This window comes from Parabacteroides sp. Y3-G-102, assembly GCF_023656845.1.
Classification (GTDB): Bacteria; Bacteroidota; Bacteroidia; order Bacteroidales; family Tannerellaceae; genus Parabacteroides; species Parabacteroides distasonis.
Genome location: NZ_JAMOKU010000051.1, coordinates 23505 through 37960, shown reverse-complemented (window position 1 = coordinate 37960; position 14456 = coordinate 23505). Strand labels below are relative to the sequence as shown.

Annotated in this window: 14 protein-coding genes, 2 rRNA genes and 1 pseudogene; 10 read left to right on the top strand and 7 right to left on the bottom strand. The window is 48.0% G+C overall.

Going from position 1 to position 14456, the window contains the following annotated elements:
- The 8 genes from NBH16_RS19635 to der all read left to right on the top strand — a co-directional run.
- Window positions 1-101, top strand: a 23S ribosomal RNA gene (locus NBH16_RS19635); the annotation flags it as partial.
- 82 nt (window positions 102-183) lie between these two features.
- Window positions 184-294 (top strand): 5S ribosomal RNA (gene rrf / locus NBH16_RS19630).
- A gap of 259 nt (window positions 295-553) precedes the next feature.
- Window positions 554-1711 carry a sensor histidine kinase gene (locus NBH16_RS19625; RefSeq protein WP_057326855.1) on the top strand — a complete coding sequence of 386 codons (1158 nt, stop codon included), beginning with the start codon at window positions 554-556 and terminating at the stop codon, window positions 1709-1711.
- An 88-nt stretch (window positions 1712-1799) separates the two neighbouring features.
- Window positions 1800-2390, top strand: a complete 591-nt coding sequence (locus NBH16_RS19620) for a YceD family protein (RefSeq protein ID WP_005867041.1) — start codon at window positions 1800-1802, stop codon at window positions 2388-2390.
- Window positions 2391-2402: 12 nt separating this feature from the next.
- Window positions 2403-2588: a 50S ribosomal protein L32 gene (gene rpmF, locus NBH16_RS19615; protein ID WP_005634607.1), complete on the top strand. Its 186-nt coding sequence runs from the start codon at window positions 2403-2405 to the stop codon at window positions 2586-2588.
- Between the two features lie 103 nt (window positions 2589-2691).
- Entirely contained in the window at window positions 2692-3696 is a 1005-nt protein-coding gene (locus NBH16_RS19610) for a beta-ketoacyl-ACP synthase III (protein ID WP_036612809.1), read from the top strand.
- Entirely contained in the window at window positions 3680-4570 is an 891-nt protein-coding gene (gene era / locus NBH16_RS19605) for a GTPase Era (RefSeq protein WP_008773803.1), read from the top strand. The genes NBH16_RS19610 and era overlap by 17 nt, the downstream gene beginning before the upstream one ends.
- Before the next feature lie 24 nt (window positions 4571-4594).
- The gene (gene der, locus NBH16_RS19600; protein ID WP_250788988.1) at window positions 4595-5908 is read left to right on the top strand and encodes a ribosome biogenesis GTPase Der; all 1314 of its coding nucleotides are present in this window, start codon (window positions 4595-4597) and stop codon (window positions 5906-5908) included.
- 52 nt (window positions 5909-5960) lie between these two features.
- On the opposite strand, the gene NBH16_RS19595 is transcribed toward der, so the two are convergent.
- From NBH16_RS19595 to NBH16_RS19585, 3 genes are all read right to left on the bottom strand, one after another.
- Window positions 5961-6236 (bottom strand): type II toxin-antitoxin system YafQ family toxin, encoded by a 276-nt coding sequence (locus tag NBH16_RS19595; protein ID WP_044545263.1) that lies wholly within the window; start codon window positions 6234-6236, stop codon window positions 5961-5963.
- Window positions 6236-6442 (bottom strand): hypothetical protein, encoded by a 207-nt coding sequence (locus NBH16_RS19590; protein ID WP_005867049.1) that lies wholly within the window; start codon window positions 6440-6442, stop codon window positions 6236-6238. Before NBH16_RS19590 ends, NBH16_RS19595 begins: the two co-directional genes overlap by 1 nt.
- A 114-nt stretch (window positions 6443-6556) precedes the next feature.
- The gene (locus NBH16_RS19585; RefSeq protein ID WP_250788987.1) at window positions 6557-7408 is read right to left on the bottom strand and encodes a DUF6261 family protein; all 852 of its coding nucleotides are present in this window, start codon (window positions 7406-7408) and stop codon (window positions 6557-6559) included.
- Window positions 7409-8033: 625 nt separating this feature from the next.
- On the opposite strand from NBH16_RS19585, the gene NBH16_RS19580 reads away from it, so the two are divergent.
- Window positions 8034-8735, top strand: a complete 702-nt coding sequence (locus tag NBH16_RS19580) for a hypothetical protein (RefSeq protein WP_250788986.1) — start codon at window positions 8034-8036, stop codon at window positions 8733-8735.
- Between the two features lie 70 nt (window positions 8736-8805).
- Here the strand turns inward: NBH16_RS19580 and NBH16_RS23320 are convergent.
- Together NBH16_RS23320 and NBH16_RS23580 are read right to left on the bottom strand one after the other, a co-directional pair.
- Window positions 8806-8907, bottom strand: a pseudogene (locus NBH16_RS23320) (HepT-like ribonuclease domain-containing protein); the annotation flags it as partial.
- 220 nt (window positions 8908-9127) lie between these two features.
- Window positions 9128-9268: a DUF2442 domain-containing protein gene (locus tag NBH16_RS23580; protein WP_005853854.1), complete on the bottom strand. Its 141-nt coding sequence runs from the start codon at window positions 9266-9268 to the stop codon at window positions 9128-9130.
- A gap of 184 nt (window positions 9269-9452) precedes the next feature.
- Between NBH16_RS23580 and NBH16_RS19570 the strand changes: the two genes are divergently transcribed.
- The gene (locus NBH16_RS19570; RefSeq protein ID WP_005867067.1) at window positions 9453-10046 is read left to right on the top strand and encodes a hypothetical protein; all 594 of its coding nucleotides are present in this window, start codon (window positions 9453-9455) and stop codon (window positions 10044-10046) included.
- A 59-nt stretch (window positions 10047-10105) separates the two neighbouring features.
- Here the strand turns inward: NBH16_RS19570 and NBH16_RS19565 are convergent, their stop codons facing one another.
- Window positions 10106-12457 (bottom strand): glycoside hydrolase family 3 C-terminal domain-containing protein, encoded by a 2352-nt coding sequence (locus NBH16_RS19565; protein WP_227713911.1) that lies wholly within the window; start codon window positions 12455-12457, stop codon window positions 10106-10108.
- A 176-nt stretch (window positions 12458-12633) separates the two neighbouring features.
- Window positions 12634-14409: a DUF4091 domain-containing protein gene (locus NBH16_RS19560; protein WP_250788985.1), complete on the bottom strand. Its 1776-nt coding sequence runs from the start codon at window positions 14407-14409 to the stop codon at window positions 12634-12636.
- Window positions 14410-14456 lie beyond the last annotated feature (47 nt).

Here is a 14456-nt window from a genome sequence, read left to right as displayed (position 1 = left end):
CTCCCTCAAGGGTGGTTATAGACGATGACCTTGATAGGCCACAGGTGTAAGGGCGGCGACGTCCGAGCCGAGTGGTACTAATAGCCCGGGACTTTCCTCACGTGAAGGTTGATATATTTTAAGGCGATAAGGCGAAGCTGGTCTCTTCGGATTGATGTCCGGTCAAAATCTTGATAATGATATTAAGGTGGCTATAGCACGAGGGATCCACCTCTTCCCATTCCGAACAGAGAAGTTAAGCCTCGTCACGCCGATGGTACTGCGTAACAGTGGAAGAGTAGGTAGCCGCCGTCTTGAGGCAAGGCGACAGCCGATGGAGAGGAGTCAGTCCGTAAGGGGTGACTCCTTTTTCTGTTATATACACCAGCCGTCGTAGAGACCTAGCGTGCCGCATCTCGTATCGTCTGACGATATTCTAAGTTACCATTTGAAGGGATGAGACGCTGCACGCTACGTCTCTACAATTGGGTGAGATTTCATTGTTTGCTGAATCGGGAACAATAAAGTTCGTATCTTGCCGTTATATTAAGAATTCACCGAATGATTCTGATTTATGAGCAGCATATATGATTCTCGTCAAAGATGGAAATTAGGCTTTATTTTTGCCGCTGTATTGATCGCTATGGCTTCTGTGGTAGTCTCGGATCTCTTGATTAAAGATCTGGCCCGAGAAGAGCGTCAGAAGATCGAGGTTTGGAGTGAGGCAACCCGGGTCATGACCAGTGAGAATCCAAGCCTTAATATGAATCTTATCCTAAAAATCATCCAAGGGAATACTTCTATTCCTGTTATATTATGCAGCGAGACGGATAGCGTGGTTTCTTACAATAATATAGAGATTCCGGAAAAGAATGTAGCGCAGTTCATGACGAATAAGGTTAAGGAACTGAGAACCAAAAATCCTCCGATCGTAATTGACATGGAGGATGGTACTTACCAATATTTATATTACGATGATTCGATTATCTTAAAGCGACTGCTTGTTTATCCCTATGCGCAATTATCAGTTGTATTTGTTTTTATATTAATCGCTTTTTTAGCCTTGGCTAGTACAAAGAAGGCAGAACAGAATAAAGTGTGGGTGGGGTTATCGAAAGAGACGGCTCACCAATTAGGAACGCCTATATCCTCGCTAATCGCTTGGGTTGAATATTTGCGAACGAAAGATATAGATCCTTCTCTATTGACAGAGATGGATAAGGATGTGAAACGCTTACAAACGATAGCGGAGCGTTTCTCTAAAATCGGTTCAGATCCAGATCCGGTTCCGACAAATATCGTGGAATCCATCCGTGCGGCTTTGGGATATATGGAGACCCGTATTTCCTCGAAGGTGAAAATTAATACGTATTTGCCGGAGCGGCCGATATTGGTCTTAATGAATGATTCCCTGTTCGCTTGGGTAATCGAGAACCTGACGAAAAATGCGGTGGACGCCATGGAGGGGCAGGGTGAGATTTCGCTAAAAGTAGAGGAAAGAGAGAAGTTCGTGCTGATCGATTTGTCTGATACCGGAAAAGGTATCCCAAAATCAAAATTCAAGACGGTTTTCAATCCGGGGTATACGACCAAGAAACGTGGCTGGGGACTAGGCTTGTCCTTGGTTAAGCGTATTATCGAGTCCTTCCAAGGAGGAAAGATTTTCGTGAAGAGTTCGGAGTTGGGGAAAGGGACGACTTTTCGTATAAAATTGAAGAAATATAAGGGTTAAATCGTATTATAGGAAAAAATAAGCATAAAGGTATTGTTTTTGTATTTAGTTTTTTCGTACCTTTGCAAGGTTTTTACACTAAAAGGCTTTGGGGAAATTTAAATTATATAATGTAGATTTGAAAAATCTCTCTCCGGGAGTACACGAATTCGAGTATCTTTTGGAGAACAAGTTTTTTGTGGACATTGACGGAACCGAGGTCCAGAAGGGCAAAGTGAAGGTTCATCTTACCGTAAAACGGTCGTCAATGATGTTTGAGATGAACTTTCAGATAGAAGGGGTTGTTGTTGTTCCATGCGATAGATGCTTGGACGATATGGAAATTCCTATTGATACCCACAATCGTCTGGTGGTAAAATTCGGCAAGGAATATGCCGAGGAGAGTGATGAGGTTGTCGTGATACCGGAAGAGGAGGGCGCTATTAATTTGGCGTGGTTCCTGTATGAGTTTATCGCTTTGGCGGTTCCCATGAAGCATGTACATGCGCCGGGTAAATGTAATAAGGCAATGTCGTCTAAATTGAAGAAACATACCGCCAGAAGTTCGGATGAGACCGAAGACGATTTTGAGGATGACATGGGAGGTGATGATTTGGCGTTGGAAGATGACGGAAACGCTAGTCCTGCCGATCCTCGTTGGGATGCTCTGAAAGGTTTGCTAGAGAATGATAACAATTAAATAAATAAAACAATGGCACATCCTAAAAGAAGACAAGGTAAGACAAGAACAGCCAAGAGAAGAACTCATGACAAGGCTGTAGCTCCAACAATGGCAATTTGCCCGAACTGTGGCGCATGGCACATCTATCACACTGTATGTGGTGAGTGCGGTTATTACAGAGGTAAATTAGCGATTGAAAAAGAAGCTGCTGTGTAAGTTTGTCAACTTATATGGTTTGATGAACAAAAGAAATAGCCCTAAAAGTTTTTTTTAGGGCTTTTTTTTAATTGGGATAAGTAGTCCTTTTATTTTTAAAGTTATGGATAAGATAAATGCGGTTATCACAGGAGTGGGTGGATACGTTCCTGAAGATGTATTGACGAATGAGGATATTTCCAAGATGGTCGATACGACGGATGAGTGGATCATGACTCGTGTGGGTATTAAGGAGCGCAGGATATTGAAAGGGGAGGGCGTAGGACTCTCTTACATGGGTATACGGGCCGTGAAGCAATTGCTCGAGAAAACGAACCTGAATCCGGAAGAAGTAGAGGTTGTCTTGACAGCTACGACTACCCCGGATCATCATTTCCCGACAACTTCTTCTATCATCGCTTATCATACAGGTTGTAAGAACGCGATGACTTTTGATATGCAAGGTGCGTGCGCAGGCTTCTTGTATGCTTTGGAGACGGGCGCTAATTATATTCGCTCGGGGCGTTATAAGAAGGTGGTTGTCGTATCGGGTGATAAGATGACATCTATTACAGATTATCAAGATCGTTCTACTTGTCCTTTGTTCGGGGATGCTTGCGGAGCGGTCTTGTTGGAGCCAACTACCGAGGAGTTTGGTATCTTGGATACAATTTTACGGACAGACGGCGTAGGCTATCCGCATCTGATCATGAAATCGGGCGGCTCGGCTTATCCTCCTTCTCACGAGACGGTGGACAACCGTGAGCATTTCGTTTATCAAGATGGACGTGTGGTGTTCAAGTACGCGGTTTCTTATATGGCGGACGTGGCCGCTGAGATCGCGGAGAAGAATGGCTTGACGCATGATGATATCGCGTGGATCGTTCCTCATCAAGCGAACCTGCGGATTATCGACGCTACGGCGAAACGCTTGGGCGTAGATATGGATAAGGTGATGATCAATATCCAGAAATATGGCAACACAAGCGCCGGTACGATTCCTATTTGTCTATGGGAATGGGAGAATCAATTGAAAAAAGGAGATAACCTGATCCTTGCCGCTTTTGGAGCGGGCTTTACGTGGGGAGCGGTTTATCTGAAATGGGGGTATGATGGAAAAAAAGCATAAATCGGGTTTTGTCAATATCGTTGGAAACCCAAACGTAGGTAAGTCTACGTTGATGAATCGTTTGGTCGGGGAGCGGATCTCTATTATCACCTCGAAGGCGCAAACGACAAGGCATCGTATTATGGGTATCGTGAATACCGACGATATGCAAATCGTGTATTCTGACACGCCGGGAGTCTTGCGGCCGAATTATAAGTTGCAGGAATCCATGCTTAATTTCTCTCAATCCGCCTTAGGCGATGCCGACGTGCTGTTGTACGTGACGGATGTCGTCGAGACGATTGATAAAAATAACGAGTTCCTAGCACGGGTACAGAGCATAGAGTGTCCGGTTCTCTTGTTGATCAATAAGATCGACCAGACCAATCAGCCGGAGCTGGAGAAGCTCGTGGCCCAGTGGAAGGAATTGCTTCCGAAGGCCGAGATCATCCCGATCTCCGCGCTTTCGAATTTCAATATAGATTACGTGAAGCGTCGGGTGGAGGAGTTGATGCCTGATTCCCCGCCTTATTTCGAGAAAGACGCCTTGACCGATAAACCGGCCCGTTTCTTCGTGACAGAGATCATTCGTGAGAAAATCTTGTTATATTATCAGAAGGAAATACCTTACGCGGTAGAAGTGGTCGTCGAGTTGTTCAAGGAGGATGATGAGCTGATCCATATCAAGGCACTGATCATCGTGGAGCGTGATACCCAGAAGGGGATTATCATCGGGCATCAAGGGCAAGCATTGAAGAAAGTAGGTGCTATGGCCCGGAAGGATATCGAACGTTTCTTCGGAAAAAAGGTGTTTTTGGAAATGTTTGTCAAAGTGGAAAAAGACTGGCGTAACCGTGACAACATATTGAAGAACTTCGGTTATCAGCTGGACTAATAATAGCATACGAAAGGAGAATTTATGGGAAATATAGTAGCGATAGTGGGGAGACCCAATGTAGGTAAGTCCACCCTTTTCAACCGGTTGACGGGTACCCGTCAGGCGATCGTGAACGAGGAGGCTGGTACTACCCGTGACCGTCAGTACGGCAAGGTGGAGTGGACCGGCAAGGAGTTTTCGCTGATTGACACAGGCGGATGGGTGGTTAACTCGGAGGATGTTTTCGAGGAGGAGATCAACAAGCAGGTAAAAGTGGCTATCGAGGAGGCGGACGTGATCTTGTTCGTCGTCGATGTATTGAATGGCATCACGGATCTGGACATGGAGGTGGCGCAGATCTTGCGTCGTTGCAAGCGGCCGGTGATCGTGGTGGCGAACAAGGCGGATAATTACGAATCGCATCCGGCCTCGGCGGAGTTTTACTCGTTTGGCTTGGGAGATCCTTTCTGCATCTCGGCCATCAATGGTTCTTATACCGGGGATTTGCTGGATAAGATCGTGGCGACGTTGCCCGAGGAGAAGGTGGAGATACTGGAGGAGGAGTTGCCCCGTATCGCGATTATAGGACGCCCGAACGCGGGAAAGTCTTCTCTTATCAATGCTTTTATTGGCGAGGATCGGCATATCGTTACCGATATCGCGGGCACGACCCGTGATTCCATCTACACGAAATATAATAAATTCGGCTTGAACTTCTATTTGGTGGATACGGCGGGTATCCGTAAGAAGGGGAAGGTGAATGAGGACTTGGAGTATTACTCGGTGATCCGTTCGATCCGCGCGATCGAGAACTCGGATGTCTGCGTGCTGATGTTGGACGCTACGAGGGGCATCGAGAGCCAGGATATGAATATCTTCTCGCTGGTGCAGAAGAATAAGAAGGGATTGGTGGTTTGCGTGAATAAGTGGGACTTGGTCGAGGATAAGAGCCAGAAGGTGATCGACTCGTACACGACCGCTATCCGCGAGCGTCTGGCTCCGTTTACCGACTTCCCGATCTTGTTTATCTCGGCCATGACGAAACAACGTATCCTGAAGGTGCTGGAGACCGCCAAGGAGGTTTACGAGAATCGCTCCAAGCGTGTCCCTACGGCCAAGCTGAACGAGGTGATGCTCCCGATCATCGAGAATTATCCTCCCCCAGCCTGGAAGGGTAAATATATCAAGATCAAATATATCACCCAGCTTCCGGCGGGCAGCGTGCCTTCTTTCGTGTTCTTCTGTAACTTGCCGCAATGGATCAAGGACCCGTACAAACGTTTCCTTGAGAACAAGATCCGCGAGAACTGGGATTTTACCGGTACGCCGATTAATATATTTATCCGGGAAAAGTAAATACTAGATACAAAAAAGCCGCTTCCTGTAATGGGGAGGCGGCTTTTTCTATTTAGAATAGGTCGGAATGCGTTCCGGTATCGGTGAAAAGCAAGATTAGCTCCGTGTCGTCTTGGCTCCATATCAGCAGCCAGTCTCCTTGGATATGACATTCCCACAATCCCGCGTATTTCCCGGATAGCTTATGCGGGTGGTATTGGGAGGGAAGGGAACCGGTTGTTTCAAGCAAGTTGGATACTTGCTCGAATAAGTTCATATCATATCCTCTTTTTTGGCATAGCCTCAAGTTCTTCTTGAACTTTTTGGTATAGTTGATGGAATATTTCATCAGCCTAGGATTTGTTTCATCAAATCCTTTGTGCTTTCCGCATGATAAATCCTTCCTGCCTTCACGTCCTCCAAGGCCTCGTCCAATCCGGATTTCTTCTGTGCCTTTACCTTGCCTTCCAGCGAGGTGATGAATTTCTTCAAGATGTCGGCGTATTTCTCGGGGATGGTTACCTCGAATGTCTTTAAGGATGTCGTTGTCTCCATATCGTTCTGTTTTAGGAATTTCCTTCGCGAATATACGGAATAAAAAGAGAAGGGGAATTGTTTTCCTTCTCTTTTTATTTCCCGCTTCCGCGTCGGGAGGGAGGGACGTGACGGTTAGATCTCGTCCGGGCTCTCGGAGTCTCCGCCGGGCGTAGGCTCGGGTGTAGGCTCGGGAGCGGGCGCCGGTTTCTTGGCGGAGGCCATGCGCTGGTTGTAGGCGGCGGTGGTCTCGGCGATCAGCTGGTTGAGGGCGGCGATGAAGGCGGTCGCTTTCTCGGACGGCTTCGCTACGCCATAGGACTGGGCCAGCAGGGTGAGATCGTCATAATACACGTCGATCCGCTTGCGCAGGTTGGCGCCGCTTTCCTTTTTGGAGGTGGTCCGGTTTTGGACGCGTTGCTGCGACAGGCGGTCGTAGGCGTTATTCTCTTTCTCCAGTTCGGCGAGGTAAGCGTCGAGGCCGAGCGTGGTGACGTACGGCTTGTTCTCGTCCTTGCGCAAATCCAGCAAGAGGCCCTTTATCTTGGCGGTCTCCTGCGCCATGGGGAGGCGGGCGACCCCGTTATAGGGCTTGATGACCTTGTATAGATACTTGCCCGCGTCACGCTCGGCCTCCAACGGGAGGGTACCGGCCCGTGAGATGCGGGTGATGATATAGATAGCGAGGTTGTCGCGGTTGGTATCGTGCAAGGTCATTTGCTCGGTCTCCTGCGAGGTGCGGCTCTCGTCCACCACGTCGGCCATGGCGAGGAGGTCTGCCTCGTAGGTATCGAGGAATTCTTTGGTGAGACCCAGCTCGGGGATGCCGTCGCTGCCGGTCAGCAGGGAGATCTCGTCGGGGGACTCGGAATCGCCGTCACCGCTATTCCCGTTGGTTAGGTCGAGGACGTGGTTCATGAAGGAGAGGTACTCGGCGTTGTTGAAAAGAGAGAGAGGAAGTGTCTTGATTTTTGTGTAAGTACTCATGGTAAATTTGATTTAGAGTTTAAAAACTTCTCTAAGTTAGGGATATTTACTGAATAAGGGCTTCTTAGGCCTAAAAAATGGGGATTGAATGGCGCGAATAATCATCTTAGGCCTAAGAAATGGCTTTTCAAGGGTGAAAATAGGCTTTTTAGGCCTAAGAAATGGTTTCGCGGCCTTGAAAGGCCCTTCCTATGCCAAGGAAATCACTTTTCACGGTTGAAAAACTATCTTTTAGCCCTAAGAAGTCATTTTTCACCCTTCGAGGGTATTTCTTAGGGCTAAGAGACATTAAGAATCTGATTGTTTTGCGAATGTTTTAAAAAAACACGATCTTCGCGACGTATTGGAAAAATAACGTAGAAGCGTTTCGATATTATCTTGCATTGAAATCTGGACAATTTCAACCCAACAAGATAATGAGAAAGTAGCTCCTGCGCTTGTGCTTGTTATATACTTATCCTAAAGGTGAATTATATGCAATCATAAAGCGTGGGACTATTGTCTTATTATTGTTGGGTGGGCAGTCCAGAGCCTCAATGCAGTGATAAGCGATGGTTCTCACGCTTCTTTTATTTGTTAACCGCCTACTGGAGGGGACACGGAAGGAAAGATATTCTAGAATGCTATGAGGTTTGATGAGGTTATAGAAAAGTTATATAGTTCGGATGATGAACTTATATGTGAAGTATTAAATGAGGGATTGCATGTCAGCCAATGTGTGGATGCTGATTATGCGGTATGTACAGGTTTTCAGTGCAAAACTCATAAGGGAACTCTCTTTGATGTGAGATACTTGGTTGCCCAACAAAGGGTTTGTTATATGAAATGGTCATCGCCTGAGAGTAGGCCGGTAATAGGGTCTCCATGCAAATATGATCCAGAATTAAGGTTAAATAATGATTTTTTCTATTATGATTCTGGTTTTTCAGTATTAGAGGAACCTATATGGTATGCTTCTTATGATATTGAATCAAATCAGTTTAACCAAGCAAAAGTAAAGGATGTAAATCAAGATGAAGATAAACACATAGCAAGTGTTATTTTGGATGGTGATGTGGATGTTTCTTCTTTTCTAGTACATGGTAACCAAATAGAGATAGAGTCGTATCCTCTCGTTTGTAAGTATGTACCTGTATTGTATAAGTCTGATAAGTTTTCTCCATATTCTTATAGGGCAAATAGGAGAACATTTTACGAAGGGATTGATACATCGTGGGATAATTATGGTACAAGTTGTGAAAAATACAATGGTTATAATGGTTGGAGTGATGATCTCATAGATGATGTTTTTGGTGGTATACCCGAAGCTACATGGAATGTAGATTAATATAATAATTTTATAATCATAATCGGAAGATGGCGAAAAAGATGTCTTTTTTCGCCATCCTTGCGAACCTTCAAGCGCTTTTCTTCAAAAACGTTACCTCCTCTTTCAATGAAGGAAGATGATCGATGACGATGCTCCAGAGGATATCCACCGACAAGCTGTCTTTCAGATGCTTTTTCGTGAAGTTATCCATAAATCAATATGCTTCTCGCATAAGGCGATGATGCCGGGGCGATATTTGCTGAAGAAATCCATAAGAGTCTCGTTTGTGTTTGTTCCTGTTACGCCTCCACCCCATTCCTGTACAAGTAATCCGGAGCGAAATCTGCCCCATTGTACCATTCGAGCGCCCAGTGAGTGAGCCCGAACTGGACGAAATTCCGGAGGTCTTTCTATGGCTCGAAAAGTTTCCCTTTCAGTAAAGGGAGGAAGTTCACTAATTTCACCTTACCGTTGCTAAATTCCAATCGCATGGTATAGCCCTTTACATATTCCACGCCAGTGACGCGTATTAAATCTATATCTTCAGTCATAACTTTTTCTCTTTTAAATGGGTCTTAGGGAATTTTCATCACGAATATATGGAATAAAAAAGATAAGGGTACGAGTTCGCCTCTCTTTTTTGTCTTTCTTTCATCCACATTTCCTTGAAACCCTTGGAATCCCCATTTATAATCGTACCTTTATGTCTCTTTACCTTAAAAATTAAAAATAATCATGTTTACGCCATCAATGACAAACGAGGAAATAGAGGCAGTGGCCTATAAGGACTTTCTGGAGATCCGGGGAAGAGTGGAAATCGCGAAGGATAAATTCGTACAAAGGGTGAGATGCACGCCCCCGGGATTTTGGGCCTTGCATTCCTTGCAGGAGACACATACCCTTCAAACCCGCTCCAAGAATACATGGACTGTATATTTCTATTATTTGTACACGACACCGGCCGGTGCCGTGAAAGTCTCATCTATGATCTACACCTCCCTGCCGGGAGATGAAGGCACGGATTACCTGTTTATGAATAATCTCGACCGCTTCCGGCTGGAGAGGGTGAGCTCGCGTTTCTCGCGACAATACGAGGAACGCTATATCGACCCGAACCAGATCCAACTGAACGGCCTTCTGCCCGCTATCTATTTCATGAGGACTGCCGGCGACCGGAAGATCGCTCCCTACACTCCCGATACATGGACCGAGGAAGAGAAAAAGGACAAATATCTCTTCGTGTCGGAGCAAGGGACCATGGAGGCGAAGCTGGAGGGGCGTGTGGAGACCTACCTTACTTTCTTAGAGCCGGAACAGCCGGGTGATTAATAAGTAGAGGGCGAGGTTGATACCCCGCCCTCCCGATAACTAGATAGATACCTCCGGGCCTATCTTTTCAGAAGATCGATCCTCTCGCCGGGCAACAGTACCGCATGAACCTTCTCCGTTACCCGCCCCTTCACGTTGAAGGAATCCCTTAGGCGGATGTCGGCGGCGGAGGAACCGATCTGCGCCTCATATTTACCGGACTCTACGACCCAATGACTGGCGCTCTCGTCGAAGGAGGCCAGATCCGTATCTTTCACCTTGAAGATGATCTCACGGCTCTCCCCCGGCTGGAGGAGTTGGGTCTTGACGAAACCTCTCAACTCTTTCGCCGGCTTATCCATGCTCTTGCCGGGGGCGGAGATATATAGCTGGACCACTTCCTTCCCGGCTACCGGGCCATTGTTCGTGATCGTGCAACTGATGCTGTAGTCCGTATCACCCATGAACACTTTCAAGCTCGAATAATTGAAAGTCGTATACGACTGTCCGTAGCCAAACGGATAGGAGACGGGCACGCCGAACGTATCGAAGTAACGGTAGCCCACGTAGATACCCTCCTTGTAGTTGGTATAGTCAATATTCTTACGATCCGTATGCTCCGGGCCTCCTCCCATGAAACCGGCTAACATTTCTTTCAGGTCGATACCCGAAGCGTCCGGGAAATTCTTCGTGGAGGCTACGTCGGCGATCCTCACGGGGAAAGTCATCGGGAGCTTACCGGAAGGATTCACCTTTCCGGACAGGATATCGGCTACCGTGTTACCCCCTTCCTGCCCGGCTTGCCAAGCCAATAGGATGGCGTCCGGTTCCGATTTCCAGCTGGCGGTCTCGATCACGCCTCCGATATTCAAGATTACGACCACCTTCTTCCCTTCCTTATGGAAAGCGTCGGAAACCGATTGGATCAACGCTCGCTCATTCTCCGTCAGGTTGAAATCTCCCTCGATCTTCCGGTCTTGGAACTCTCCCGAGCTACGGCCTATCGTAACGAAGGCGATATCCGCCTCTTTCGCCTTAGCGGCCAGCCCTGCGGCATCCGGTACGAACTCCGGGATACGAGGGTGGTTGAAGAAAGCGGCGGCGGGACTCGTGTCTTTCGGCTGTTTCGCCTTTTCCTCGGTACTGTATTTCTCGTATAAGGCTTTCACTTCGGCGTCCATGGTATAACCGGCGTTCTCCAGACCTTCCACGAGGGATACGGTATAAGCCTCGTTCACGTCGCCACTGCCGGTGCCTCCGGCGATAAAATCGTACGAGGTGGTACCGTAAGCCGCTATCTTCTTGATACCCGGGGCCAGCGGCAAGGCATTATTCGTATTCTTTAATAAAACCATACCTTCGGAAGCGGACGCACGGGTTACCTCGGCGTGAGCTTTTAGGTCCGGTTTGTCGGAATAGGCGTATTGGGCAAAGCGGGGGGCTTGAAGGATCAGTCGTAATACACGGGTTACGTCCGTATCCACGTCGTCGATAGAGAGAGAACCGTCCTCAAGCGCTTTTAGGAGGGCCTCTTTCTGGTCCGTCCGTCCGGGCATCAGCAGATCGTTTCCGGCGTGGATCTGGGCGGGGGCGTTCTTGCCGCCAAACCAGTCGGTCATGACAAGGCCGCTAAAGCCCCATTCGTCACGGAGGATGGTCGTTAGCAAATCACGGCTTTCGGAGGCATACTCACCATTTATCTTATTGTAGGAAGACATGACCGTCCACGGGCTTGCCTCTTTTACGACCATCTCGAAACCTCTTAGGTAAATCTCCCGCAAGGCACGAGGGGTGAGGCGGGCATCCGTTCCTGTCCGGTTGGTCTCTTGATTATTGACGGCGAAATGCTTGATGGAGGTTCCCACGCCATTGCTTTGGATACCGTTTACCATCGCTGTCGCTATCCGGCCCGTCAAGTAGGGATCTTCGGAATAATACTCGAAGTTACGTCCGCAGAGAGGGCTTCGGTGGATATTCAGCGCGGGGGCCAAGAGTACGTCGCAACCGTATTCTTTCACCTCGTCGCCCATGGCGTTGCCTACGTTTTTGACCAATGCGGTGTTCCATGTGGAGGCTAGCAAGGTAGCGACCGGGAATGCCGTGCAATAATAGGTCGCCTCGTTCCCCTCGCGAGTCGGGGAGATACGTAATCCGGCGGGACCGTCGGCCACTACGATAGCGGGGATTCCCAGACGTTCGATCGGGAAGGTCGTTCCGGCGGCTCCCGGCACTATATTTTGCGTGCTGCCGACTACGGCTGATTGGCCGCCGAACCCGGGCATTCCGGTTCCGACTAACAGGGATACTTTCTCTTCGGCAGTCATGGCGGCTACGATTTTCTCGATAGGATCTTTACCCAATTGCGGCAAGGTTTGGGAGTGCCCTACTTGCATGGCCATCGTAAGGCATGCGCCCATTAATAGTTTGTTCATATAGAATGGTTTTTGTGTTTTTCAGTGCCCCAAAAATAGGCGAAGGAATCGAGGCGGACAAAGAAAAAGAAAGGTATCGGAGGTAGGGATTTCGTTTTTTGATGAATATCAAACATTGTAGGGGTTTGATGATATATTTAGGGGACGCCGACTGCGCAGTCGGCGTCCGGTACTATTTATAATGTATTCAGAAGTTTATGAATCTCATTAACCATCTGCGTAGCGGATTCTTGTGTCTCGGATAAACCTTCCGGAGTGATCTTGGCAACCGTCTTGTTCAACTTCTCGAGTTTGCCTTTAGCTCCTTTCGTTGTCAGCTCTTCCCGGAGGATGCGGATCTTCTCGCAATCTTGTATACCCTCGACCAAACGTTCGAAGCGAATGCTACTGCGTGGACCGGGATAAATACTGTATGTATCGCCTGCCGCCCAAGTGCGGAAACGCGAGTCACGCAGAGGATCGGTGGTCCAGCTATTAACTGCCCAACGTAGATAACCGTCGTAACCACCGGCTACGGCGTGCAAGACCGTCCATGCCGCTTCCGCCGGGTCGGAGAAGGTGAAGGTATTCGGGAACGCTTCCGCGCAACAGGTATAAACGGTACTGATCTGTCCCGCTTTATCACGGGCAGCCTTTACGTCTTCTGGGAATTTATGCCCATAGGGAATACTTAAATAGTATAAGTCCGATTGAATTTCCGGATGATAATTTCCGGCCAGCGTGATCTTGAACTCCGGATCGGCTTGCTTGATAACCTTGATCGCCTCACGCATCGCCTCCATCGGACGCTCGTCCATAGAGATGGCGGTTTTCTCGAACCAGCCTTTCTCGCGAAGGTGGCGGGAGAAATCTTTTAGGAAAGTACCCCAATAGTCTGCGTAAGCGGCGTCACCCGGTTTCGTGTTGAGAAATTGTACACGATTTGTCGCCTCGTCGTAATAATCGAAAGATAAAGCCCAAGGGATCATGGTGTAGCAACTGATCATATCATCGATACCGATCTCGTTCATCATGAATTCCACCCATTTGTCGAAGACGGCGTAATCATATGCCCAAGTGCCGTCTATCTTCTTGATCCGGGTGATCATGCTGTCGAAATGATCCTCGGTCTGTCCGGCCCAAGGTTTATGCATGATACTGGTGGTGATAGCGCGCTGTCCGGCGTTCGCCAACATCTTCATGATCGGGCGCATAGCGTCGAAATGCTCTTTACTCCAAAGAGGAACTTGGTAGTAACGGGCCACGGAATACGGGTTCTGCCATAAGTCCAGATGGAAAGCCCAGTCCTTCGGGGCGGGAAGTGTGCGGTTCAATACGTCCACTTCTATTTGTAATTCCATGGGGGAGGCATTTTTTCCCGTGACGGTCAATGTCCCTTTATATTTACCGGCTTTCGCGGATTGAGGTACCCAGATATTCATCCAGATCGGCTGGGTGGTGCGTGCCTTGATATCACGGATCTTTACGATATCCAATACATCGGCTACGACGGAGGAATCCCATTCCGCCTTATTCTCTCGGTGGCCGCAACCGCCTTTACGGTCTTTATTCAACTCATCGGTCATGACGTAACGGACAAAGTTCGTCATGATAGCGGAGGATGGGATGATGGAAGAACCGCTCTTTAAGTCGCTCACGGTGATAGAGGCATCCTCGAGTCCCACCTTGGTCCATAACACGGCTTGTGCGTTTACCCGTTCCCCTTTCCATGCTTTCGTCTGCCAGCGATTGCTTTTCTTGACATCGGGAATACTGAGTTTCGGATATCGTATATCGGTCGTGCCCCAGCTTAATTGGGTTGGGGCCGATAACTTGTCCCAGATCTCGTCGCTGTCATGCGGTTTCGTGTCGGTCAATTCCGTATAGTCGCCTAGCGGGTATTTCTCGGATTGCTGGGCTACGGTAAAAGAACTTAGTGCCAGAAAGGCACAAAGGATGAAAGTGTTTTTCATACGATTGCTTATTTTAGAATATTAACTAGGGCAAAGATAGGAATTAG

Bases quoted from the DNA above. Each gene is read 5' to 3' on its own strand.
- NBH16_RS19565 (WP_227713911.1), bottom strand. From the start codon at position 12,457: ATGAACAAACTATTAATGGGCGCATGCCTTACGATGGCCATGCAAGTA.
- NBH16_RS19625 (WP_057326855.1), top strand. From the start codon at position 554: ATGAGCAGCATATATGATTCTCGTCAAAGATGGAAATTAGGCTTTATT.
- rpmF (WP_005634607.1), top strand. From the start codon at position 2,403: ATGGCACATCCTAAAAGAAGACAAGGTAAGACAAGAACAGCCAAGAGA.
- NBH16_RS19560 (WP_250788985.1), bottom strand. From the start codon at position 14,409: ATGAAAAACACTTTCATCCTTTGTGCCTTTCTGGCACTAAGTTCTTTT.
- NBH16_RS19595 (WP_044545263.1), bottom strand. From the start codon at position 6,236: ATGAAATATTCCATCAACTATACCAAAAAGTTCAAGAAGAACTTGAGG.
- NBH16_RS19570 (WP_005867067.1), top strand. From the start codon at position 9,453: ATGTTTACGCCATCAATGACAAACGAGGAAATAGAGGCAGTGGCCTAT.
- NBH16_RS23580 (WP_005853854.1), bottom strand. From the start codon at position 9,268: ATGACTGAAGATATAGATTTAATACGCGTCACTGGCGTGGAATATGTA.
- NBH16_RS19580 (WP_250788986.1), top strand. From the start codon at position 8,034: ATGAGGTTTGATGAGGTTATAGAAAAGTTATATAGTTCGGATGATGAA.
- era (WP_008773803.1), top strand. From the start codon at position 3,680: ATGGAAAAAAAGCATAAATCGGGTTTTGTCAATATCGTTGGAAACCCA.
- NBH16_RS19610 (WP_036612809.1), top strand. From the start codon at position 2,692: ATGGATAAGATAAATGCGGTTATCACAGGAGTGGGTGGATACGTTCCT.
- der (WP_250788988.1), top strand. From the start codon at position 4,595: ATGGGAAATATAGTAGCGATAGTGGGGAGACCCAATGTAGGTAAGTCC.
- NBH16_RS19590 (WP_005867049.1), bottom strand. From the start codon at position 6,442: ATGGAGACAACGACATCCTTAAAGACATTCGAGGTAACCATCCCCGAG.
- NBH16_RS19585 (WP_250788987.1), bottom strand. From the start codon at position 7,408: ATGAGTACTTACACAAAAATCAAGACACTTCCTCTCTCTCTTTTCAAC.